This is a genomic window from Enterobacter sp. BIDMC92 (assembly GCF_001030225.1).
In the GTDB taxonomy this organism is placed as follows: Bacteria; Pseudomonadota; Gammaproteobacteria; order Enterobacterales; family Enterobacteriaceae; genus Enterobacter; species Enterobacter sichuanensis.
The window spans coordinates 1,690,310-1,714,228 of the sequence record NZ_KQ087598.1; the positions used below are offsets into that span (position 1 = coordinate 1,690,310).

Sequence of the window (23,919 nt, forward strand, 5' to 3'; positions counted from 1 at the left end):
TTTGTACCTGCCGGGTTAACGGTGTTCTTCAATATAGCGGGCCAGGTCCGCCGGGGTTTTCAGCACCGTCGCCACGTCTGTTGGCGGGATCATACAGCCGTAAACGTCCTGCACTTCCAGTACCATATCGACCGCCAGAATGGAGTCGAGAATGTCTGAGTCAATCAGTTCATCGTGGAAACCGACCTTACGGGATAATACGTTTTCGAACAGGGCGAGAATTTCTTGTTCCATCATTTTTTCCTGGTGTCATTAATGTGTGCGGGCGTAAGCGTCCAGCAGTTTGCGGTCAATTTTGCCGTTAGGATTCAACGGCAAAGCGTCTTTGATGATAATTTGTGACGGTACCATATAGGGTGGAACCACCTTCGACAGGGCGGTTTTGATCGTATCCGGTGCCAGCTCCGTCACGCAGAAGGCGGCAATGCGCAGCACGCTGCCGCAGGGTTTCATCAGCGGCAGTACCACCGCTTCGTTAATGCCGGACATGGCCAGCAGGCGGTTTTCGATCTCGTTGATTTCAATACGGTAACCATTCAGTTTGATCTGGCTGTCATTGCGGCCCTGACAATAGATGAGCCCCGCTTCATAACCCAGATCGCCGGTACGGTAGCCGCGAAAGGCTTCATTTTCACGGTGGAGCAATTTTGCCGCATTCTCCTGCGGCAGGCCGAGGTAGCCGCGCATAACGTTCTTACCCCAGATAATCAGCTCGCCCTCGGCGGTAATTTCCATTTTGCTCTCTGGCATCATGACCCCCACCGGCAGCACGGCGCTGTCGCTGTTGAGGATCTCATCCGTTATTTCCACCACGGTTGTCGCAATGGTCGCTTCCGTCGGGCCATAAGCGTTAATGATGTTGGCCTGCGGGAAACGGCGGCGTAGCTGCTTAACCAGTGCTTTATTTAACACCTCACCAATGAAGATAAAGACCTTGAGTGCTGGCAAATACTCGCTGTTAAACTGCGGGGACAGCAGCTGCTGGTAAGCAAAAGAGGGGGTGGAAACCCAGGCGGAAACCGCGTTGCTTTTCAGCCGCGCCAGCCAGTTCGCTTTCTGAATATCCTCTTTGGCGTTCAGTACTATGTGTCCCCCCATCGCCAGATTCGCCAGTAACGGGATCAGAGAGAGGTCAAAACTGAATACCGCGTGGTTCATCAGCACCGGTTGTTCCGGCAGTGAAAAATCTTTGCTGACCCATTTCATGAAGTGCCATACGCTTTCACGCCCAATCTGCACGCCTTTAGGTTTGCCGGTGCTGCCCGAGGTAAACATGATATAGGCCAGATTTTGCTCCTCCAGCACCTTGCCTGTCTCACCGGTAGCGATGAACTGCCGGGTCGCCACGTCGTAATAGTAAGGGGCACTGGCCAGATGGCAGATCTCCTTCAGCCTTTCCTGTGGATAGATGCAGTCGACCGGGATATACGGAATGTTATGCAGCAGGCAGCTATAAATCGCCACGGCAAATTCCGCCTGCTGGTGTCCGTACAAGACGACCGGCGTACCTGCAACAGGCTGGCAACGCTGATAGCGCTGCGCCCAGTCCGTCACGGCCGTGGAAAGCTGTTCCCAGCTTAGAGATTCGTCGCTGCCGCTGATGGCCAGCTGTTGCGGACGCGCGGGATCGCATAATGCCGCACGTAAGAAATCCTGCAGTGCCTGAAGGTCGGCGTGATTATTCATAGAGGTGACATTCCACTAAAGATGTAAAGGGACCCTGCCGCGCTTCCCAGCGTCAGAATTCGCCCCAAAAATGCAACAGCCGGATACTGCAATCCGCGCTGTAATGCCGGGCTGCGTTTGGCTGACCACAGCAGCATGTTATGGGCCACCGAAATCGCGCCAAACAGCGCGCCGCTGATGACATAATGGCGTTCCAGACCATTCCACGCGCCCATGCAGAACAGGGTGCAAAAAATGCCGATATTTTGCGCCAGCGTTTTGTTCTGACGGAAAAAAGTAAACTTCATCAGGTTCATATAGACGGGCATAAAGACCACATCACGCAGCCATTCAGACAGGCTAATGTGGAAGCGACGCCAGAAATCCTGCGGATTCTTTGCCAGAAGCGGCATATTGAAGTTTGCCGGAATGTTCAACCCAAACAGGCGGCCTGCGCCGATGGCCATATTGCTGTAACCCGCAAAATCAAAATAGAGATAGGCGCTATAGGCCAGTGACATCACCACGCCCACGGTCAGCGTAAACGGCTTATGGCTCCAGGGCTGCACAACGAGCGTATCAACCAGCATGGCAAACAGGAACTTCTGGACAATGCCGGTAATGATTTGCTCCAGCGCCACTAAAAACTGTTCGCGGTTAAGGGCAAAGACGGGCTTACTGACGTCGCTCATCCATGTCCGCCAGCGGTACATGGGGCCCGCCAGAATAATAAAGGGCATAAACAGATAGCAGAAATAATGCAGGAAATTCTGTCCTTCTTTTTTACTGCGATAGAGCAGCACGTCCACCGCGCGGAACGTCATAAAAGAGAGGCCGATCATGCCGAGATGATGATTAAGATGCAGTTTCACCAAAAATAAAGGCAGCAGCGTTAACACAATCGCCTGCCAGGTTTTTAACCAGCCTTTTTCTTTTAACGTGGCGACAAGGTAAAAACTGAAAAAAACGACCGCGGGAACACGGTAATCACCCTGAAAAATATAGCCCCAGCCTAATGCAGCGAGGACGGATAACGCCGATAAATACGTCAGGCGATGACGTAATACGCGATTAACCAGCGCAAATACCAGCGCGGAGGAAAATAAATAGACAAAAAACATGCCTGAGCTATACATCATTCCGCCTCAGAACTTTTGATATTCAAAATGCAGCTGCATACTCATGCTGTCATCGACAGAGGTCCACGCGACGATGGTGATCGCCAGCAGGAGATAAAGGAAAAAAAGACGGATCGCAATTTTCATTATTTAAAACTCTGTGCAATAAAGCGAATCATAGGAACCCAGGCCAGCTCGGAAGGGTGCAAACGATCCCAGTTCCAGCCATTCTGATAAGGCATGGCGTACATATCGAAATAAGGGATCTGGTTCGCTTCCAGAATGGTTTGAATTTGCTTATCAACCGGACGGAAGGTATCGGTATTGTAAAGCGCCCAGGGATTCACCGGGTCGACGATAGCAATCACCTGCACGTGACGGTCTTTCAGCAACTGGACAGTTTTTCTGAACGCGTCGATTTGCGCAGGTACGACCGGCGTGTCATCCCACTGCTGTCGCGTACCGTCCTCCTCGTAAATCGTTTTGTCCATCCACAGAGTGGCCGCGCTCTGCTGGCGTTTTTTATTGAGCTCGCGTGCATGAGCCAGCTCTTTATCCCAGTCCGGGGTGATGTGGGTTGTGGGCTGCTGCGGCCAGGGCTGCGCCGTCCCGGGCGTGACGTGGAGCAGCGCCAGCCAGTCGTTTTTAATCAGGATGCAGATATTGGCAAACTGGTAACTCAGCTCGTCCCACATCAGACCGGGGTGCCAGCCAAAGACGCGCATTTGACCAAAGGTTAAATGACTTATTTCTTGAGCATCAATATGCTTTAAGTAATTTACCAGCAACGGGCGCGCCTGCGGATTCTGCATCAGCGGATTAAAAACAGAGGCCGGGAAATTATCGGCATAGATAGCAGGAGGCAAACCTTTTGAATAAAAGCTGTCCGGTGCCAGAAGCAAAACAACTTTACTGTTTGCGTTAAGGCTATTTTTAAAACGTGAGAGCAGCAAAAATTGCGTTTCGTCATCGACAAAGGCATCGCCATACGCCACAACGGGTTGGTGCAATTGCTTATTAAAGTAATTATATACCGCGTAATGTTCATCTTCCGAGGTCGCAACCTCAGACGCACCAATGAAAAAAATCGCATTCCCTTCTAAGGCATGGGAAATAGTCGCTATTTTTTCCGCTTGTTCTTTCGGCGTGCCCGCCATTGATTTAATCAGCGGCTGGAAGGTGAGGGGCGGATTAACGCCCGACACGAACGGATGAACACAAAGGAACAACATGGCCAGGGTCGCCATCAGGATATGTAAGCAAAGCGTATTTTTGATTTTCATCATCAACCAGTAAGACTACATGGCATTAATTTCTACAATCTGTGGGTAATCAAATTCATAACAATTACACAACAAATGGCGGTCTATTTTTTTTGGGCATTCTATACCAGAGTGTTTTAAAAGGATGAGCGTTGCTGTGTAACGGTATGTACAAGGGGGCGAAGAAAGAACGGGGACCCCGGCCCGGTGGCTTTTTGAGCAATCAACCCTCCGTAGTCAAAAATAGAAAAATTCCTGCTTTACAAGGCGCTAATAGATGTTTATAGTGCGCCTCACTTTGGAAGCGTGGCCGAGCGGTTGAAGGCACCGGTCTTGAAAACCGGCGACCCGAAAGGGTTCTAGAGTTCGAATCTCTACGCTTCCGCCAAATTCGAAACCCAGGTCGTTATGCGACCTGGGTTTTTTGTTTTCTGTCGGTTTCAGCATGCATGCTGACGAGGCGCAGGAACGGCGTTCTGGTACCCGTCACGCTGGCGCTGTCAGGGAGCGAAAAGCGTTATCAGCAGGACACACAAAACCCTGCTCTATTTATAGCTCAACGGGTTGTTTTATATTTTTTAACATCCACTCCCTGGTTATTCCTGATTTTAATGGCCATACGTTTTTTCGTATAATAAACCGCTGCCTCTATTACCCGAGACACAAAAGTGAACAGGTTCTTAATAATCTTTCATGTTTCATTTCATTTTCTGCAAGTAGTTTGGCCTGAGCCGCAAAACTGATTAAATCATGGTATGGATCACTGCCGACAAAGCCTAACTAAAATATAATGGCGGTATCGTTCTGAAGCATGTTTATTCGCTTCAAAAAAATACTGTTACCCACCATGAATGGAAGACATGATGAGAGGAAAAATCCCCAAGAGCGAGTTGCTGGTGACGTTCGAAGTTGTGGCACGTCACGAAAGCTATACCCGCGCCGCAGAAGAGCTGGCGTTAACGCAGAGTGCAGTGTTCAGACAGGTGACGGCCCTGGAGGAGTTTTTACACACCTCATTATTTAACCATGCCAAAAAACGGATTTTTCTGAATGCGGCAGGAAAGCATTATCTGAATATCGTCAAAGAGACGCTGAATAAGCTGGAACGCGATACCAATATGATAATGAATTGGCAGCCTGCTGTTCAGGTAGTGGAGCTGGCTGTCAATCCAACCTTCAGTACGCATTGGCTGATCCCCAATTTATGGGAGTTTAATAAATTAAATCCTGATATTATTGTTAATATTCACTCGCTGGCCAATATCGGCGATTTTTTGAATCGTGAATATGATGCGGCTATTATGCGCGCAGATTTTTGTTCTCCGTGGTCGGAAGTCGATTATTTATTTGAAGAGGAGATCCTGCCGGTCTGCAGCCGCAGCTTGCTTCCTCATGCGGAGCAGAAGCTGGGGGTTGAGGAGTTGCTAAGGGAGTTCCCGCTGTTACATCAAAGCACTCGCATCAATGGCTGGCAGGAGTGGTTTGCGCTTTCCGGTATTACCAGTCCGGACGTGAATCTGGGCCCGCGTTTTGACCTCCTCTCGATGCTGATTGCCGCAGTACGATCGAATCTTGGGGTCGCGCTGCTTCCCCGTTTCGCCATCCAGCATGACCTGGACTGCGGCGAGATGGTAATCCCCTGTGATGTGCCTATCCGCACCGGCAACCGCTTTATCATGACATGGCGGGAAGAAAAGTCTCAGGCACAGCCGTTACAAGTCTTCCGCGAGTGGCTGTTGCAAAAATCAGTGGTATCCCCGGTTGAGTCATAATGCCGGATGGCGGCAGTGCAACGCGCCATCCGGTGCAGACACGCTTACCAGTCGATGCCCTCCTGTGCCTGGATACCGCTGTCAAATGCGTGTTTAACCGGGCGCATTTCGCTGACCGTGTCGGCAAGCGCCAGTAATTGCGAGTGACAGCCGCGTCCGGTGACAATCACGGTCTGCTGTACCGGACGGTTCTCCACCGCCGCGATCACCTCCTGACTGTCCAGATAGTGATAAGCCAGCATATAGGTGAGCTCATCCAGAACCACCAGGTCATAACGTGGGTCAGCCAGCATGCGTTTGCTCTCCTGCCACACCGCCGTTGCGGCCTGAATATCCGTTTCCCGGTTTTGTGTTTCCCACGTAAAACCGGTGCCCATAATGTGAAATTCGACGCCGAGCGGATGCAGGGTGTTGTATTCGCCATTATCCCACTGACCTTTAATAAACTGCGCGACGCCAACAGTTTTACCGTGCCCGACGGCACGCGTCGCCGTGCCGAAGGCGGCGGTGGACTTTCCTTTTCCGTTGCCGGTGAAGACGATCAGAATGCCTCTCTTCTCCGTTGCCGCCGCTACGCGGCTCTCAACCTGCTCTTTACGCTTTTGCTGCCGTTGGCGGTGTCTGTCTGCGTTAGCTCGCGCTTCCATAATGGCTCCTTAATGTCCGGCAGGGCAGGATGCGCAGCGATGCTGCTGCTCAAACTGGCTGAAGAAATTGTTTCCTTTGTCGTCAACCAGCATAAAGGCCGGCAGATTTTCGACCTCCATCATCCACACCGCCTCCATGCCCAGTTCGGGATACTCAAGGCAGCGCAGGCTTTTCACATACTGCTGCGCCAGCAGAGCCGCCGCACCGCCGATACTGCCGAGGTTGAAGCCGCCGTGCTTATGGCAGGCATCGGTGACTTGCTGGCCGCGGTTGCCTTTGGAAAGCATGATCAGGCTTCCACCCGCGGCCTGGAAAGCATCGACGTAGCCATCCATGCGCCCGCCGGTGGTCGGGCCGAGGGAACCGCAGGCCTGATTCTCCGGTGTTTTCGCCGGGCCAGCGTAATAGACGATATGGTTTTTCATATACTCCGGCATCGGTTCGCCGTTATCCAGCCGCGCTTTGATTTTGGCGTGAGCGATATCGCGGGCGACCACGATCGGGCCGCTTAATGACAACCGGGTGCCGATCGGCAGGATGGACATATCGCGCAGAATCTCGCGCAGCGGGCGGTTCAGGTTGATCTGTACGGTCCGGGCGTCGTTTTCCTCACGGCAGGCGTCCGGGATGTATTTCCCTGGGTTATGTTCCAGCTTCTCCAGCCAGATACCCTGCTTGTTGATTTTCGCTTTGATATTTCGGTCAGCGGAGCAGGAAAGTGCCATGGCGACAGGGCAGGAACCGCCGTGTCGCGGCAGGCGGATGACGCGAATATCGTGGGCGAAGTACTTGCCGCCAAACTGGGCGCCGATGCCGAATTCGCGGCTGGCGTTGAGCAGCGTGGTTTCCAGCGCCGTGTCGCGGAACGCCTGACCCAGCTCGTTCCCGCTGGTGGGCAGATTGTCATAGTATTTTGTTGAAGCCAGCTTCGCGACCTTCAGCGCCTGGTCGGCAGAGAGGCCGCCGACCACAAAGGCAATGTGATACGGTGGACAGGCTGCAGTACCGAGCGACTTCATCTTCTCGATCAGGAACGCGGTGAGTTTCTCCGGCTGTAAAATGGATTTCGTTTCCTGGAACAGCGCGGCTTTGTTAGCAGAACCGCCGCCTTTATTGACAAACAGGAAGCGGTATTCGCTCCCCGGTGTGGCGCTGATGTCTATCTGCGCCGGCAGGTTGGTTTGGGTATTAACCTCGGTATACATGTCCAGCGGTGCGTTTTGCGAATAGCGCAGGTTACACTCGCTAAAGGTGGCGTAAATCCCTCTGCTCAGCGCTTCGGCATCGTCACCACCGGTCCAGACGTGCTGGCCTTTGCTCGCCACAATGGTGGCCGTGCCGGTATCCTGACAGTTTGGCAGTATGCCTTTTGCCGATACTTCGGCGTTGCGCAGCAGCTGCAGGGCGACATACTTATCGTTACTGCTGGCCTGCGGGTCGTGCAGAATGCTGGCTATCTGCTTTAAATGTCCGGCGCGCAGGAAAAATGAGGCTTCATAAAATGCCTGCTGGGCCAACAGGGTCAATGCCTCAGGCGCCACTTTAATGACCTCCTCGCCCTCCAGCTCCGTCACCGTAACGTGTTGCGCGCTGAGGAGTTCATATTCCGTCGTATCTTTACTCTGAACAAACAGGTCCTGCCAGACAAATGGTTTAGACATAGTACTTCTCACTTTGTGGTTGTTTTTACCGGGCACTGGCGCAACTGCCGCGCCCGGCTTACAGAATCACAGTCGGTTGGGTTCAATGGGCTAAAAAGAGACTGGCCTGCGTCGCCTCAGCGACATACGCAATCGTCTGCTGGGCGCGGACGCTATTCCCGGCGGCATCCAGCGGTGGCGAATAGACCGCGATGGCGTATTGGCCGGGCACGATGGCAACCATGCCGCCGCCGACGCCGCTCTTCGCCGGGATCCCAACGGTGTACAGCCATTTGCCGCTGCCGTCGTACAACCCGGCAATCGCCATTTCCGCCAGAACCTGCGGCACGTAGCGTTCATTCAGCAACTGCTTACCGTTGAAAGGCGATTTGCCCCTGTTCGCCAGCACTGCGCCCATTTTGGCGAGCTGCTCAACGGTGATGTCTACAGAACACTGGCGGGTATAGATTTCGACGGCATCCCGGGTATCGCCATAAAAGCTGTTATAGGACGCCATCAGCATCGCCAGCGCCTGGTTATGCTGATTGGTCTCCATTTCTGATTTGAACACCGGCTCGTTGACGGTCAGCGAGGCATCCGCCCACGCGTTGAGGTTATCGAGAATTTTGTTCCAGCGGTCGGACTTATCTTTCGCCTCAATCAGGCTTACCGTGCTCATCGCCCCTGCATTAACCAGCGGGTTTTCCGGCGCCCCTTTGGTCAGCTCAACCGCCAGGCCGGAGTTGAAGGGCAGACCGGTCGCACTGGCGCCGAGTTTATCCAGGACCTCCTGTGGGCCACGCTGCTCCATCGCCAGCGCCAGGGTGAAAACTTTGCTCAGCGACTCCATGGGAAATGCTTTTTTCACATCGCCAACCTGGTAAATGTTGCCGTCAACGGTGGCGAGGGTGATGGCGAAATTGTTGGGGCTATAGGTCGCCAGGGCGGGAATGTAGTCGGCGACTTTTCCCTCAAAATTATCTTTAAATTTTTGATGAGCCTGCTCCAGCAGCTGCGTGTAATCCGGCGCGGGTTGCGCCAGTGTGGCGGCGCTAAAAAACAGGCTGACCGATAAGAGGCTGACGCCGAAAATGTTTATCTTCATGGGCTATCCTGTAAATCGAAAAACGACAGGCCAACGACCGTTGGCCTTTGTAATCAATACATGGCGATTTCTGTATCTGAAGCGGTACTTTCTTTGGCTGGAACCTTGCCGCGGCAGCCGACGCCGAAGTGCTCGCCTTCCCAGCGACCGACGATAGCGGCACCCATCGCGTTACTCATCACGTTGGTGGCGGAACGGCCCATGTCGAGGAACGGATCGACGCCCATCAGCAGAATCAGGCCCGCTTCCGGAATGTTGAACTGGTTGAGCGTGGCGGCAATAACCACCATTGATGCACGCGGCACGCCCGCCATCCCTTTCGAGGTCAGCATCAGGATCAGCAGCATGGTGATCTGCTCCCCAATGCTCAGTTCGATATTGCACGCCTGGGCGATAAACACGGTAGCAAACGAGCAGTAGGCCATTGAGCCGACGAGGTTAAAGGAGTAGCCGATCGGCAGGACAAAGCTGGCAATCCTGGAGGAGACGCCGAATTTTTCCAGTTTGTTCAGCGTGCCAGGGAAAGCCGCTTCTGAACTTGAAGTCGTAAAAGCCAGCAGCGCAGGTTCGAGGATCGCTTTTGTCAGACGACTGATGCACGGACCGACAATCATGGTGGACAGGCCAATCAGAATCGCCCACAGCAGGCCGAGCGTCATGTAGAACTCGCCCATGAAAATACCGGCGCTGACCATCACACCCAGACCGCGTTCGGCAATCAGCCCGGAGATCGCGGCAAACACGGTCAGGGGTGCAAACAGCATGACGTAGCCCGTCAGCTTGAGCATCACATGTACCAGAGAGTCGAGCACCTTAATGATGGGCTCGGCTTTCTCGCCAATGGCCGCCAGGCTGCAGCCCAGGAAAATGGAGAACACCACGATTTGCAGAATCTCGTTACGGGCCATGGCATCAACGATGCTGGTCGGTACCGCGTGAGAGATAAACACTTTCAGCGTAAACGGTTCGGACTGAACGGCCGCAACGGCCCCGGCGTCATGAGCCACAAAGTTAATGCCTGCGCCAGGCTGGAAGATATTGACGATAACCAGCCCCAGCGCGATCGACAGCAGCGAAGCACAAATAAAGAGGAAAAAGGTTTTGGAGAATATACGGCCGAGTGTTTTCGCATCACCCATTTTGGCTATGCCGACCACCAGGGTTGAAATAACCAGCGGGGCGATAATCATTTTCACCATGCGTAAGAATATCGTGGTGAAAATAGAAATATCCTGTGCGTACGATTTTGCTGTATCTGCTGATGCCATATTATTAATGACCACCCCGGCTATCATGCCGAGTATCAAACCTAATATGATCATTTTTGTTAAGCTTATTTTTTTCATGTTTACTCCATCGGATAAAGGTTGGTTAAGGTGTAGGGCCGCGTGCGCCTGAGCCCTGACGAACCGCTCAGACGCACGTTTGTTGTGACCAACCGCATGAATTATCTGGAATACAGTGATACAGCAAATATCTATATCCCAATGGACGTTGTTGTATTTGTAGTGTTACAGATCAAACTCAATGCTTAATAACGGTGCATGCTGCTGGGCACCATAAACATCATTATCACCAATGTTGCCGGAGATAATATCGCGAGGCATGACGATTTTGACCGCATTGGCCGGGTCGAACCAGACAATGCGATGTATAAAGTCAGGCTTCACGTTATATAAACGGGCGATAAGCTGTGGCGTTAATTGCTTCGAGGCTTTTACCCGCTGATAGTCTTCATGCGTTTTAAATAAAATATCCAGAACCAGCTCATACGGTCCGGCGTTTTTTGAGCGAATGACCTGCGCCAGTGAGCGAATACTCTGTTTCATAACTGAACCCCTTCTGGCGTGACCTGCTCAAGGTGGAAATCAAATCGCAGCGCGTCGCTCGCTTCGATCAGGTGATAGATTGAGAACTCATACACCGGGCCGCTCTGAATGTCGGAAGGGGAGAACGGGAACGCGAGGTTACCCGCTGTGGCGATCCGGTTTTCATAGCCGTAATGCAGCAGGGTAGAGCGCACCAGCGAACAGACGCTGTTGGCGATATCCTGGGTGGGAGCCACCACATCCAGCAAAATACCCAGCTCGTGCCCGGCTGACTGCACCGGCTCATGGTTGCCCATCACGCCATTCTTTCCGTACAGGTGGAACGTCATGCGGATACTGTCGTCATTCAGCGAGAGGTTGCGCTTCACGCTGACCTGCACTTCTTCGAGGATGTTATCGATCCCGGCAATCATGATCGGGTCGCGCGTACCGGCAATGGTCAGACAGCGGAAGCCGACCCGTCGAGCGCCTTCCAGCTTCAGCGCATACGGCGTTTCTTCGTGGCGGGAACCGCTGACGTACACTTCGCCCTCATTGACCGCTTTGAAGCTGCACCCTTTCAGGTTCAGCACGCCGCCCGGCCCCGGCAGGAAGTACGGGTCGGATTTCTCATAAAGGGTGTGCGCCGCGGCCGACGTTTCGGTGAATTTACGCTTCGGATTAAACGTTTTCAGCGTAAAGCCGTGCTCGTCAATGATGCCCATCGCGCAGTCGGAACCGGATCCTGGCGTAGCGGCAATCGCCGCGCACTCAAGGATCTTACCGCAGTGCAGCGCCAGACCTTCATCGAAGCCCTGCATAATGGGCAGTGCGGCAAAGCAGGCCGGATCGTACGCCCGTCCGCCCAGCACCACCTGTGCCCCGGCCGCCAGCGCCCTCTGGAAAGGCTCAATGCCCATCTGCGCCACGATATAGGTGCTCTCTTCGATGGCCTCGTGGGTCAGTTCCGGGACGAAATCCAGGGCTGTGATTTTCCCGTTATCCAGCGCCTGATGCACCGTGGCTTTATCGACATCCGATGGGATCAGCGCCATAGAGAATGAGAGCTTCTCTTCCTGAGCAATCTCAAGGATTATCTGCCGACACCACTCCAGATGCGGCGCGGCACCGGACCCTCCGGCGGTACCGATCACCACCGGGATGTTGTGCTTAACGCCAGCCACAATCATATAGCGCAGATCGCGTTTTACCCCCGCCCGGTCGGTGAAAGGCTTACCTGCCCCCAGGTAGTGGGGACCCGGGTCGGATGAGCCCGCGTCAACAGCAATAAGATCCGGCGAGGCTTCCATGGCCTTACGAAAACTCTCTTCAGGGAAGCCATAACCCAGGATTGCCGTTGGCGATAAGATCTTAAATGTACGTGCCATCATTTAATCCTTAGTTTGCAACAATGCGATGGTGCGGTGCATTTCGTTAAACACGATGTTAAGGCCTTCATCGAAGCCCATGCCCGGTTTAATCAACATGCGCATCGGGCGAGCAGCCAGAGCCACGTGCACGCAGGTGCGGGCGCTGATTTCCGTTTCGTTACAGGTACCGCCCTGATAGGCTTCCATGCCATGTTTGTTGCAGTACAGCACCGCATCAACGATGTTGTGAATACCGCCCAGATCCGGGGTTTTGATCTGCACCATGTGGCAGCTGCCCGCATCGGTGAAGTCCACAATGTCCTGATAGGTGTTACACCACTCATCGGCAACGATTTTCACGCCAGAGCCCAGACGCATCAGCTCGTGGGTGATGGCGGTCAGCAGGCGGATTTGATCCGGTTTATTACCCGCATCCACCGGTCCCTCAATATAGAGCGGCAGGCCCTGGGCCTCTTTTTCGAGGCTGGCGATATAGGCAGCGCAACGTACCGGGTCCATATCGAAAATCAAACCGATAGTGCCGTACACGTCGATGTGCAGCGTCGGGCGATAGTGCGGGCTGGTGCGCAGGCTTAAGATGCGGTCGGATAACCAGCGCACATACTCACGCAGTTTTTCCCCCTTCAGGCCCAGTTTCTCTTCCACGTTGTTGATAAGCGCATGCGGCAGTACGTCAACGCCTTTGAGGATCATCTTGTCGACGGCGATATAACGGTCGTCGCCGCTCTGTCCGAATAACGGAATGGCTTCAGGGACACACGGCAGCTGCCATTCATCACAAACGACTTCCGTTTTCAGACGACCGGTCGCCAGTGCCGTCGCGTCGAGCAGCGCCTGCGACAGACCATAACGTACGGCGGTATGCAGCAGATGGCCGTCGATACGCAGTTCGTCAAAGAATCGGGCGTTCGTCAGGAAGCGGTCAACGTCGCGGCCTTCCAGCAGCGGCTTGATGTGATCGTTAAGGAACGGAATGAAGTGTTCAGCCAGGAACAGCGGATCGCGACCGCCTGCACCTGAATATTGCACCGCTGCACAATCGCCCACCGCCACCGCGCCGTTTTCCAGAATCAACTGTACGGAGACGCATTCACCCGCCTGACGAACTGACGTAAACCCAGGCGTGACCGGGTTGCCGGTATAGATAAATCCGTCATGCCCGGCACCGTTTTTAATTGCCTGCTGATCGTCAAAATAGAATGAGGAGTAGCCTGCGGTGAAAAGGGCCTGTTTAATTTTCATTATGGTCTTCCTATTAATTTACTGTGGGATACCGCGTTGATGTCATCAACAACCATCTGGAATGAGGGTTTACGTCCTTCAAAACGCGCGCGCTCGGCGACGTAATCGTGATGCAGGTCGAGGATATCTTTCGGCAGCGGAACCGCGCCGGCTTCCAGCACGCGAATGGCACCGGCGTTATCACGAACCGGCAGAATTTTGCCCGCGTTGCAGGAGGCGGGGGCAAACGGCACGTCCAGCACGCCAGCTTCAAACGCCAGCACCGTACCGCGCGCGACATCCCCGTTGCCCAGCTCGAAGACTTTCTTCAGCACGGCGCGGACTTCACTCTTAATCAGCTCGACTTCCTGCTCGACGGCGGCACACGGCGGGAATTTCTGATCGCTCACCATGTTGAGCATCTGACGCGAGGCTTTCAGTCCCTGGGCGTTGGCGGCGGCGGTGGGTATTCCGAATGCTTCGTGCGGGCTCTTGGTGATCACTTTGGTCGCTCCGGACATACCGGCCACCGCTGCGCCCCAGGAGATAATGGCAAACGCTTTCGACTCATCTTCCGGGAACCCCCCCATCCACTGGTGGAAGACGGTGCTCAGCTCGTAATCGTCAAAACCGTGGTTATGGAAATATTCGTGGGACAGTTCACGCAGAGCCTGAATAGCAGCAATATCCTGCGTCAGGCTACCCACCTGGCCGTAGCCAACGGTGATTGACTTCACGCCCTGTTCCAGCGCCAGCAGACCTTCGATAATCGCCACCGAGTGGGAGACAAACGGCGGGATCAGGGTGCCGGTCAGCGGGCCAAACGGTTCACGGTTGATACGAATACCGTTCTCTTCGTACAGACCCATCAGACGGTCGCAGTATTGCCAGTCGCGAATGGATTTTTCCAGGGTGACGCGCTTAGCGTACGGAATGTTGTAAGAGATACCGCCGCCTTCATAGCTGGTAAAACCGCTGGCCATAGCGATCTCCGCCAGCAGGCGCGCATCCGGCGTGCCGTGACGTACCTGAATCGGTTTCTCCAGCGCTTCGGTCATGCGTCGGCACGCGGCGACGCCGTGGTTGACGACCGGTAAGCCGTTGAGTTTGGAGGTACCCGCTTCGATGGATTTTTGGATCCCTACCGCGGCCTCTTCATAGCGATTCAGACGGGTATAGGCATCGATGGTGCTGGGCAGCAAATCACACTCTTCCTGCAGCGTTTTCAGCAGGGCGATATGTTCATCCATGAGCGCTACGCCTGCGCGCGGCTGGCTCAGGGTTTTACCTTCCTGGTCGGCCTTCAGTAGTGCGTGAGAAAAGCGTTTTTGCTCAGGAATGGTTTGCTGGTACTTCACGCCATCTTCGAAGTTCTCAACGTCCTTGCCGGTATGCCAGGTTTGTAAGACCTGTTGCCGCTCAGTCATGAATTCGTCATGGGTTAGCTTTTTATTTCGAAGTTCCATTCGTTGCTGCCTTAGGTTTTATAGGGTTAAACAATGAATACTGGTGCGAGCCGCCGCCTGCGGGTCCAGCCTGGCGACATTCGCCAGCAGAGGAAGCAGACCTTTTGCATCGCGGTAATAATCAAACTGCCCGGGTAAAAGAACGCGTCTGCTGCTGTCGTCCAGCTCGCGGTACTTCAGCCAGCGGTGCACATCGAACTGGCTGGCGCGGGAGAGCCATCCCCCGGAACCCACCACTTTGCGCACGGTGGTGAGATCGCGCCCCACCTGCAAATCGACGTTGCCGACGCAGGTACAGACCTGTTTTTTGGTGCCGGCATGGCGTTCGCTGGCGTACCCCACGCACAGCCCGGCCAGTAGCGTGTCGAAATGTTTTTCTTCTTCGGTGACAGGCAGATAATCCGGATGTGCGACCAGATGACGCAGATAGCCATAAAACGCGTCCTTGCGTTGAGGCTGATGGGCGAACACCGCGTTCACCAGTTCCTGTGTACTCTCACCGACCACGACCGCCGAGACGCGCATGCCGAGGTCTCCCTCTACGGTGCGTTTCACAAATGGCTCAGGCACGCCGTGCAGAACGGTATCCGGCGAGAGCGTATTGGCGCTGGCGGAATAGACGTCGGTGGTGGCACCGCCCATGTCGATCAGCATGAATTCTTTCCACGCGCTGTCGACCTCACTGATCGCTTTCACCAGTTCGTAGACGGTCCACGGTGTGGGCATCGGCTCTTCGCCGGTTTCCCCGACGATAACGTCCAGTCCTTTCCCCTTCACGATGCGGGAAAGAAACACATCGCAGATGGCCTTGCGGGCGGCATAAGGATTCGGGTGATCGAGGTCAGGCAACACATTGTCGACGGTGATCAAATCCTTATGGCCAAGAATGGCCTGCACGTCGTCCTGAATATCGCGATTTCCGGCGTAAATAATGGCGCAATCCAGCGAGGACGCTGCCAGCGCGCGGGCATTGGCAAGTCCGTAGCTCTCTTCTCCGCCGTCCGTACCGCCTGTGAACAGCAGGATGTCCGGCGGGGAATCCTCCAGCGCCTGGATATCGTGGCGGTTCAGTTTGTAGGAGTAGTACTGAGCGATTTTGGCGCCCGCTGAATGGGCGGTGACTTTGGCCGACTCCAGGGTTATCGACGGCACCAGCCCCATTGCGGCAACGGCGAGGCCGCCTTTTGCCGACGAAGAGTATTTCAGCGTAACGTCCCCGCTGTTCAGCAACGGTCGCGCATCGGCAACGTTAAGCACCTGGTTCAGGCTGGTAAAGAAGCCCTCAGCCAGATGGTGGGTCGTCGTTGGGGTCAGCACGTGGTTGACCAACGTAAGCGCATCACCCTCCGGCGTGAAGAGTGCGGCTTTGGTCCACGTCGAGCCAATGTCGACTGAGACGATTTGCATCAGAAGCCCTCTTCAAGACAGAGCTCTTCAACGCGCTGACGCTGCTGGATATCATTCGCCATCAGCTGACAGACGTCTTCCAGGTCGTGGCTCGGGGCGAACACGCGGTTGAAACCCATCTCTTTGAATTTGGCTTCGACATCGGCAAAATCGTGCTTACCCACGACCAGATTACCGCCAACAAAAAGCAGAATGTCGCCGATACCGCGTTCGATGCAGCGCTCACGCAGCCCCAGGCAGTCGATGTCGCCATGGCCGTAGATGGATGAAACGACAATAGCATCAGCACCTGTTTCGATGGCCGCATCAATATATTCATCCTGGCTTACCATGACACCAAGATTGATAACGTGAAAATCATGAGAAGTAAAAACGCGGTCCAGAACTTTATTGCCTACCGCATGGCAGTCAGCACCAATGACGCCAATGACAAGTGTTGATTTCTTCATGGGTAATCCTCTGTAGGGCTGCTTGTGAAAATACAATGGGTATTAAAAATGAATAATGTACACAGGGTCTGCTAATGGTGTTGAAGTGTGTTTGGAAGAGGAAAGGGAAGCAATTGATCTATTTTCAAAAAATCCTTCCTAAAACGATGATGGTGATGTTTTGCTATTATAAATCCTTTTAAATCAAATAATTGGCTGTGGTTTATTTTTGTCTTGATATTTATCTGTAAACGTTACTGACAAAACCATTGTAATATTTGTGATCGCGCACCTGTTTTATTGCTGAAGGCGTTTAATATTGTTTTTAAGCGTGACAGGCATCGCGATATTGTCGTGCGGGCAGGGCGGGGAGGTTATTTGCGGTTTTATTGATATTGGTCATAAATACCATTCGTACAATTAAGGGAGAGTGATAAACACATCAACTTTTTGACCTGTGGAGGGGATATATAATTCAGCGCTAATTTTAATTATCCGTTTTCTTGCGTCTTTGAATATTTAATCTGAGGATATAATGATGAGTAAAGGGAAAGTTTGGCTTGTAGGGGCAGGGCCTGGCGATGCGTCTTTGATAACGGTAAAAGGTCTGCACTGTATCCGCCACGCGGAAGTGATTGTCCACGATCGCCTGGTTAACCCCGAACTCCTGGCGCAGGCTCCGGCAGGCTGTTTGATTATTGATGTCGGTAAAACCCCGAGCCATCATCCGGTTCCTCAGGAACAAATCAATGCCCTGCTGGTCAGGCATGCCGGGGAGGGACGGCAGGTGGTGCGCCTGAAAGGCGGGGACCCTTACGTTTTTGGTCGCGGGGGTGAAGAGGCCGAGCAGCTGGCGAAAGACGGTCTGTCGTTCGAAATTGTGCCGGGGATCAGTTCTGCGATTGGCGGGCTGGCCTATGCCGGGATCCCGGTCACGCACCGTCATTACGCCTCCAGTTTTCATATTGTGACCGGTCATATGTGCCAGGGGAACGACCCGCAAAACTGGCATGCGCTGGCGAAAATCAACGGAACGCTGATCGTTTTGATGGGAATGACCCGGCTGACGGAAATCTGCCAGCAGCTGATCGAGGGAGGCATGTCCGCTGCGACGCCGGTAGCGGTGGTGATGTATGCCAGCCAGTCTCGTCAGCAGATCGCCAAAGGTACGCTGACCGATATCCATCTTGAGGTTGAACGTCAAAAACTGCATGCCCCTGCGCTTATTGTCGTCGGTGAGGTCGTCAACCTGCAGGAGATACTGGCGTTTTCCGCATCACATCTTGCGCTGAATGAGGTTGCTGTCTGATGTTATCCTCACATCTAGCGAAATAGCCGAGTGAAACGAATGAGTGAGCATGGTGGTAACGTTCTGGAAACGGGGCTGCAGTTGGGGATCGATCCCGGGTTGCTGTTGGACTTTAGCGCGAACATCAATCCGTTAGGGCTACCCGAGCGCGTCAGGTCGCTCATTGTGTCCCATCTGGATATCATCATGCAGTATCCGGACGTTGAATACCGCCATCTTCATCAGGCGCTGGCCAGCGCCAGTCGGTGTGACTATGACCAGACGATTGCCGGGAATGGCGAAACGGAGTTGATCTATGGCCTGGTGCGAACGCTTGCCCCCCGCCGGGCAATGCTGCTGGTGCCGGGGTTTGCCGAGTATCGCCGGGCATTGCAGCAGCAGGGATGCCAGATAATCGATTATGTACTGAGTGAGTCGAACGGGTTCCAGGTGGATTTTTCCCTACTGGATGCCGTTCGCGCGCACCGGCCCGATTGCCTGTTCATCGCGACCCCAAACAACCCTACCGGGTTAATGCCTGATGCCGATCTACTCGACCGCCTGGTCTCGCTGTGCGAAGCGCTGCAGATTGCGCTGATTGTTGATGAAGCATTCATCGATTTTATGCCGCAGGGCTCGACGCTGGCACCACGGCTGGCTGAGTCACGCTATCTTTACCTGCTGCGTTCCCTGACCAAGTTTTTTGCCATTCCCGGACTGCGCCTGGGATATCTGCTGAGCGGAAATACGCACACTATTCGCCAGATGAAACGCACCCGTGAACCCTGGTCCGTGAATGCGTTATCGGCGCTTGTGGGGCAGCATTTGTTACTGGATGAGGACTATATTTCTCGCAGCCATGCCTTTATCGCCCGGGAGCGGGATTTCCTGTGGCAGGCGATGACGCGCTTTTCATCGCTGGTGGTCTGGGAGCCGCAAGCCAATTTTATTTTCTTCCGCTGCCTGCGTCAGGGGTTCAACCTGAAGGCAGCGCTGCTCGGCCATCACATCCTTATCCGCCACTGTGAAAACTACCCGGGGCTCGATCGTGACTACTATAGAATTGCCGTGCGTACCGAAGCGGAGAACCGCCGGTTTATTGCCGCGCTGAGTCAGGTTTTAGAAGGCTAAGGCGATGGACTATTTTCCGATTTTTTGCAACCTGAAGGGTAAACGCTGCCTGATCGTCGGTGGCGGGCAGGTGGCGACGCATAAGGCGAAGAGTTTGCTGGCAGCCGGGGCAGTGCTGCGTCTGGTTGCGCCCACCCTGACGCCAGAACTTGCCGGCCTGCACGCGTGCGGTGACATCGAATGGTTCCCGGCAACGTTTGCGCCGCAGTATCTGCTCGCCTGCTGGCTGGTCATTGCCGCGACCAGCGATCCGCAGGTGAACCGTCAGGTCGCCGGGGCTGCCAGCGCGAGGCATCTGTTTTGCAATGTCACAGACGACCTTTCTGCTGCCACCTTTATTTCACCGGCCATTATTGACCGTTCGCCGGTTATTATTGCGCTCAGCTGCGGGGGCAACGCGCCGGTGTACAGTAAGATACTCAAAGCGCATGTCGCCGCGCATCTTCCTCCGGGTATGCAGAATAGCGTGCGGCTGGCGGGAGCGCTTCGTGAAAGGGTAAACGGTATGTGCAGCGACCGGGAGCGCAAGCGTGCATTTTGGGCCGCGTTCTTCCGGCATGTTCCGCTGCAACAGGCCTTAGCGCAGGAACACGAACACGAGGTCAGGCAGCAGGTGGAGTGGCTCATTCAGCACAGGCTGCTCTCAGAGTAGCGTCACGCCGCCTTTTACCATCCGCAGCAGGTGTTGTTCTGGCCAATGGCGGGTGAGCTGTTTTTTCGCTAACAGCCATTTCACATAATCGACATCGTCTTTATTTCTGTCCAGCATCAGCCCCACGACGCTGCCGCTGTGCGCCACGTTGACCCCGTAGATACCGCACTCCTCCACCAGTGAGAGCAGAGCGTCAAAATCCGGTTTTGGCAACAGCGTCTGGCTGGCGATGGCGCTGAGGGTGGCCGCTTCGCCCAGCCGGTAAGGGTTTTGCGTCATACAGGCTTCCTGTACTTTTTCCCATGCGCGTTTCAGCGCTGGCGCACCGGCATGTAGCCCCGCCTGACGCGGGATGCGGTGGTAATCGGCCGTGCGCAGCGTTTGCGGACTTTCCAGAACAAGCAGGTCGAGAGTGGGGTGGGCGTCACAGGGAATTTGGGTAGAGGCGTCGTTATGATCGAAAAGGGTTAACTGGCGAAACACGGTACTGTCGGTGGGTTCGAGCGAAACGCAAAGCGTTGCCAGCGTGCTTTCGTCGAGCTGATGCCCCAGATGGTGGGCGGTGGCGACGGCGGTGGCGGCAATATCTGCGGTGCTGCTGGCCATCCCTTTGGCAATCGGGATGGTCGAATGCACATCAATGCGAATCTCCTGGCTCAACTGCGCCGGGTAGTGCCAGTACTGCAATAACCGTTCAACCATCGCGCGCGACAGCGGGCGTTCATCCGCCAGAGGTGAGCCGTGGCTCACCTCAACAGTGCTGTACCATTCGACAGGGCAGGAGACCAGCTTTTCACTGCCCAAAATCCAGCCCTGGATAAGCTCACCGCACGACGCGGGGCATTGCGCAACAGCCACGTTCTCACCTTTCTGGTCAGTCATTTCTGAAACATAGTGTCATGAGGATATTCCTCTTACCTTGATATACCGCAAATTCCCTTTCTGGATAACCTACATATTATTCTGCGATCCCGCTGAACGCGTAATGCATCAATAAAATCGTACGGGCTTACGTTTAATAGCCATATTATGGTATTGCCAGTTTTTAATATCTTAATGAATTTTGATCACGATAAAATGAAAAAATATCAAGTGATGCAATAACTTGTCGTAGCGCAATAAATATCGAGATTTTAAGCGTAATTATCTTTGCTTTTTATTTTTTGTGATAAAACGTTGAGTTATTGAGAAAGGCGTCAATTACTCTGATGCCACGTTTTACTCAGCAGGTATTTTTCTTACGGTTAAGTAATTACCTAAGGTGAATTGAAACGCCGTAAATAGCATTGCTGTTTTTTTTCTCATAATGTAAGCCGACAGGTTTGCCACATTTGTGGCAGGGAAGGGGGTGACAATCCCCCGCAGCCCCCGCTGCTGTGATGCTGACGACCCCGTAATGACCACTGATCGTGAGATTGGGAAGGACGGGCGAGGAGGACGCTAAGCCAGAAGACCTGCCTGTCGGGAACGTTCAACAACTTCGGTGGGAAGTGGGTTGTACTGATGCATACAGTCGAAAGACTGGGGCTACGTGTATCTATACCACTCATCCACCCTGAACAGGATCAGGGTCATGGAGCCAAAGCAGTACGCGTTTGTTCTGGCAGGTACAGGAAGCGGTTGTGGTAAAACCACGGTGACGCTTGGCCTGTTGAGTCTGTTAAAACAGCGTGGGTTACGCGTCCAGCCGTACAAAGTGGGCCCTGACTATCTTGATACCGGCTGGCATACCAAAGTCAGCGGTACCGCCTCCCGCAACCTCGACAGCTTCATGCTACCTGAACCGATCCTCAACACGCTGTTTTGCGAGCATATGCAGCAGGCGGATATCGCGGTCATTGAAGGCGTGATGGGGCTGTATGATGGCTACGGCACCGATCCGAATTATTGCAGCACCGCCGCGATGGCAAAACAGCTGGGCTGTCCGGTGATTCTGCTGGTAGACGGCAAGGCGGTTTCTACGTCGATTGCCGCGACCGTAATGGGTTTTCAGCGATTCGATCCCACCCTCAATATTGCCGGGGTGATTGTTAATCGAGTTAACAGCGAATCACATTATCAGTTGCTCAAAGCGGCAATTGAACACTACTGCACGGTACCCGTCCTGGGTTATGTGCCTCGCGTTGAGGGTGTCAGTTTACCCGAGCGCCATCTGGGATTGGTCACTGCCCGGGAGTCGGTTGCGGACTCGCAGACCTGGCAGAATTTTGCCGCCATTCTCGAACGTACGCTGGATATCGAACAACTTCTCGCGCTCAGCCAGATGGCGTCGCTGCCGCAGGGCGCCTGGCCTGCGCTGCCTGATGGGGACGCCGGGCGCGGGTTAACGCTCGCGATGGCTGACGACGACGCCTTCAACTTCTATTATCCGGATAACATCATGCTGCTCGAACGTACCGGGGTCGAGATAATCCGCTTTAGTCCGCTCCGGGAGAGCCGTTTACCTGACTGCCAGATGGTCTGGCTCGGGGGCGGTTACCCGGAGCTTTATGCGGCACGGCTTGCGGAAAACACCACAATGCTCGCCAGCCTGCAGGAGGCGCACCGGCGCGGCGTGGCGATCTACGCCGAATGTGGCGGGCTGATGTATCTCGGCAGCGCGCTGGAAGATAGCGAAGGGGTGACCCACCGGATGGCCGACATTCTCCCCGGCTACAGCCGGATGGGTAAACGGCTGACCCGTTTTGGCTATTGTGAGGCGCAGGCGCGCCAGCCCACGCTGCTGGCCGATGGCGGGGAGGTGCTGCGTGGGCATGAATTCCACTATTCCGACTTCTTCCCCGATACCCCAGCGGTGCTGGCGTGCCGAAAAGTGCGCGATGGCGTGACGATGCAGGAATGGGCGGGCGGCTGGCAGGTTGGCAACACGTTCGCAAGCTACCTTCACCTCCACTTTGCCCAACGTCCCATGATGCTCAGCCGCTGGCTGGCGGCGGCGAGGGGGGCGCGATGACTCTGCTGGCATGGTGCGTCGCGTGGCTGCTTGATGTCATCATCGGCGACCCACAAAACTGGCCGCACCCGGTGCGCTGGATAGGCAACCTGATTAATGCGGTGCAGCGCGGCATACGCCACTGCTGCCATAGTGACGCGGCGTTACGCATTGGCGGCGGCGTAATGTGGCTGGCGGTGGTGGGGCTGACCTGGGGCGTGGCCTGGGGCGTGCTGACGCTCGGACGGATGGTGCATCCCTGGCTGGGCTGGGCCATTGAGGTGTGGATGATTTTTACCGTGCTGGCCGGACGCAGTCTGGCAAATGCCGCACGGGACGTTCAACGCCCTTTGCAAGCGGGCGACCTTGATGAAAGCCGCGAAAAACTCTCCTGGATAGTGGGGCGCGATACCTCTCAGCTTCAGCCGGAACAGATCAACCGGGCGGTGGTAGAGACCGTCGCGGAGAACACGGTCGACGGCATTATCGCCCCGCTGTTTTTCCTTCTGCTGGGCGGTGCGCCGCTGGCGATGGCCTATAAAGCGGTGAATACCCTCGATTCAATGGTGGGCTACAGGCACGAAAAATACCGCGCGATCGGCATGGTCAGCGCCCGTATGGATGACGTGGCGAACGCAATTCCCGCGCGCCTGAGCTGGCTCTTGCTGAGCATTGCGGCATGGCTATGCCGCGAGGGATCCTCCCGCGCGCTGCGCGTCGGCTGGCGCGACCGCTACAACCACAGCAGCCCCAACTGCGCGTGGGCTGAAGCGACGGTTGCCGGTGCGCTGGGCGTCCGGCTTGGCGGACCCAACACCTATTTTGGCCAGCGCGTGGAAAAGCCCTGGATTGGCGACGCGCTGCGCCCGATTGCGGTAGACGACATTTCCCGAACGATTCGACTGATGTGGGTTTCCTCCACCCTGGCGCTGGTGCTGTTTATCGCAGCACGCTGGCTGACGGTTGGCGTGGCCTGAGGACAAGA

At 54.6% G+C, this 23,919-nt stretch carries 21 protein-coding genes, 1 tRNA gene and 1 riboswitch; of the genes, 7 read left to right on the forward strand and 15 right to left on the reverse strand.

Going from position 1 to position 23,919, the window contains the following annotated elements:
- Positions 1–15 precede the first annotated feature (15 nt).
- The 4 genes from SP99_RS07675 to SP99_RS07690 all read right to left on the reverse strand — a co-directional run bounded on the left by SP99_RS07675 (position 16) and on the right by SP99_RS07690 (position 4,066).
- Positions 16–234 carry an acyl carrier protein gene (locus tag SP99_RS07675; protein ID WP_025755960.1) on the reverse strand — a complete coding sequence of 73 codons (219 nt, stop codon included), beginning with the start codon at positions 232–234 and terminating at the stop codon, positions 16–18.
- A gap of 18 nt (positions 235–252) precedes the next feature.
- Positions 253–1,686 (reverse strand): AMP-binding protein, encoded by a 1,434-nt coding sequence (locus tag SP99_RS07680; RefSeq protein ID WP_047958186.1) that lies wholly within the window; start codon positions 1,684–1,686, stop codon positions 253–255.
- Complete coding sequence (locus SP99_RS07685; RefSeq protein WP_047958187.1) at positions 1,683–2,801, reverse strand: MBOAT family O-acyltransferase; 1,119 nt, start codon at positions 2,799–2,801, stop codon at positions 1,683–1,685. The genes SP99_RS07680 and SP99_RS07685 overlap by 4 nt, the downstream gene beginning before the upstream one ends.
- Before the next feature lie 128 nt (positions 2,802–2,929).
- Positions 2,930–4,066, reverse strand: coding sequence for a D-alanyl-lipoteichoic acid biosynthesis protein DltD (locus tag SP99_RS07690; RefSeq protein WP_047958188.1), 1,137 nt, complete (start codon positions 4,064–4,066; stop codon positions 2,930–2,932).
- Positions 4,067–4,345: 279 nt separating this feature from the next.
- Here SP99_RS07690 and SP99_RS07695 point away from each other — a divergent pair.
- Together SP99_RS07695 and SP99_RS07700 are read left to right on the forward strand one after the other, a co-directional pair.
- Positions 4,346–4,433: transfer RNA gene (locus SP99_RS07695), tRNA-Ser, on the forward strand.
- A 475-nt stretch (positions 4,434–4,908) separates the two neighbouring features.
- A complete protein-coding gene (locus SP99_RS07700) occupies positions 4,909–5,817 on the forward strand; it encodes a LysR substrate-binding domain-containing protein (RefSeq protein ID WP_025755956.1) in 909 nt (302 codons plus the stop codon).
- A gap of 44 nt (positions 5,818–5,861) precedes the next feature.
- On the opposite strand, the gene cobO is transcribed toward SP99_RS07700, so the two are convergent.
- The 10 genes from cobO to glmS form a co-directional block, all read right to left on the reverse strand.
- Entirely contained in the window at positions 5,862–6,464 is a 603-nt protein-coding gene (gene cobO, locus SP99_RS07705; RefSeq protein ID WP_045284690.1) for a cob(I)yrinic acid a,c-diamide adenosyltransferase, read from the reverse strand.
- A 9-nt stretch (positions 6,465–6,473) separates the two neighbouring features.
- Positions 6,474–8,126, reverse strand: coding sequence for a class I fumarate hydratase (locus SP99_RS07710; RefSeq protein WP_047958189.1), 1,653 nt, complete (start codon positions 8,124–8,126; stop codon positions 6,474–6,476).
- Between the two features lie 82 nt (positions 8,127–8,208).
- A complete protein-coding gene (gene glsA / locus SP99_RS07715; protein WP_047958190.1) occupies positions 8,209–9,210 on the reverse strand; it encodes a glutaminase A in 1,002 nt (333 codons plus the stop codon).
- 53 nt (positions 9,211–9,263) lie between these two features.
- Positions 9,264–10,556: a dicarboxylate/amino acid:cation symporter gene (locus SP99_RS07720; protein ID WP_025755952.1), complete on the reverse strand. Its 1,293-nt coding sequence runs from the start codon at positions 10,554–10,556 to the stop codon at positions 9,264–9,266.
- 165 nt (positions 10,557–10,721) lie between these two features.
- Entirely contained in the window at positions 10,722–11,039 is a 318-nt protein-coding gene (locus tag SP99_RS07725) for a DUF4387 domain-containing protein (protein ID WP_025755951.1), read from the reverse strand.
- Positions 11,036–12,406, reverse strand: coding sequence for an acyclic terpene utilization AtuA family protein (locus tag SP99_RS07730; protein WP_047959786.1), 1,371 nt, complete (start codon positions 12,404–12,406; stop codon positions 11,036–11,038). Before SP99_RS07730 ends, SP99_RS07725 begins: the two co-directional genes overlap by 4 nt.
- 3 nt (positions 12,407–12,409) lie before the next feature.
- A complete protein-coding gene (locus SP99_RS07735; RefSeq protein ID WP_047958191.1) occupies positions 12,410–13,651 on the reverse strand; it encodes a methylaspartate ammonia-lyase in 1,242 nt (413 codons plus the stop codon).
- The gene (locus SP99_RS07740) at positions 13,651–15,096 is read right to left on the reverse strand and encodes a methylaspartate mutase subunit E (RefSeq protein ID WP_025755948.1); all 1,446 of its coding nucleotides are present in this window, start codon (positions 15,094–15,096) and stop codon (positions 13,651–13,653) included. Before SP99_RS07740 ends, SP99_RS07735 begins: the two co-directional genes overlap by 1 nt.
- Before the next feature lie 18 nt (positions 15,097–15,114).
- Positions 15,115–16,503 (reverse strand): methylaspartate mutase accessory protein GlmL, encoded by a 1,389-nt coding sequence (glmL, locus tag SP99_RS07745; RefSeq protein WP_045284685.1) that lies wholly within the window; start codon positions 16,501–16,503, stop codon positions 15,115–15,117.
- On the reverse strand, positions 16,503–16,952 hold the full coding sequence (gene glmS, locus SP99_RS07750; protein ID WP_024907732.1) for a methylaspartate mutase subunit S: 450 nt from the start codon (positions 16,950–16,952) through the stop codon (positions 16,503–16,505). The genes glmL and glmS overlap by 1 nt, the downstream gene beginning before the upstream one ends.
- 517 nt (positions 16,953–17,469) lie before the next feature.
- On the opposite strand from glmS, the gene cobA reads away from it, so the two are divergent.
- From cobA to SP99_RS07765, 3 genes are read left to right on the forward strand one after another with little or no spacing between them, the layout of a single operon-like run.
- Entirely contained in the window at positions 17,470–18,240 is a 771-nt protein-coding gene (cobA, locus tag SP99_RS07755) for a uroporphyrinogen-III C-methyltransferase (RefSeq protein WP_047958192.1), read from the forward strand.
- 39 nt (positions 18,241–18,279) lie between these two features.
- On the forward strand, positions 18,280–19,350 hold the full coding sequence (gene cobD, locus SP99_RS07760) for a threonine-phosphate decarboxylase CobD (RefSeq protein WP_047958193.1): 1,071 nt from the start codon (positions 18,280–18,282) through the stop codon (positions 19,348–19,350).
- A gap of 4 nt (positions 19,351–19,354) precedes the next feature.
- Positions 19,355–20,002 carry a precorrin-2 dehydrogenase/sirohydrochlorin ferrochelatase family protein gene (locus SP99_RS07765; protein ID WP_047958194.1) on the forward strand — a complete coding sequence of 216 codons (648 nt, stop codon included), beginning with the start codon at positions 19,355–19,357 and terminating at the stop codon, positions 20,000–20,002.
- Here the strand turns inward: SP99_RS07765 and SP99_RS07770 are convergent.
- A complete protein-coding gene (locus SP99_RS07770) occupies positions 19,994–20,860 on the reverse strand; it encodes a GHMP family kinase ATP-binding protein (protein WP_047959787.1) in 867 nt (288 codons plus the stop codon). The two genes, SP99_RS07765 and SP99_RS07770, sit on opposite strands and share 9 nt — an antisense overlap.
- 443 nt (positions 20,861–21,303) lie before the next feature.
- A riboswitch (cobalamin riboswitch) is annotated at positions 21,304–21,478 on the forward strand.
- A 97-nt stretch (positions 21,479–21,575) separates the two neighbouring features.
- On the opposite strand from SP99_RS07770, the gene SP99_RS07775 reads away from it, so the two are divergent.
- Positions 21,576–22,955 (forward strand): cobyrinic acid a,c-diamide synthase CobB, encoded by a 1,380-nt coding sequence (locus tag SP99_RS07775; RefSeq protein WP_047958195.1) that lies wholly within the window; start codon positions 21,576–21,578, stop codon positions 22,953–22,955.
- On the forward strand, positions 22,952–23,911 hold the full coding sequence (gene cbiB, locus SP99_RS07780) for an adenosylcobinamide-phosphate synthase CbiB (protein WP_047958196.1): 960 nt from the start codon (positions 22,952–22,954) through the stop codon (positions 23,909–23,911). Before SP99_RS07775 ends, cbiB begins: the two co-directional genes overlap by 4 nt.
- Positions 23,912–23,919: the final 8 nt, after the last annotated feature.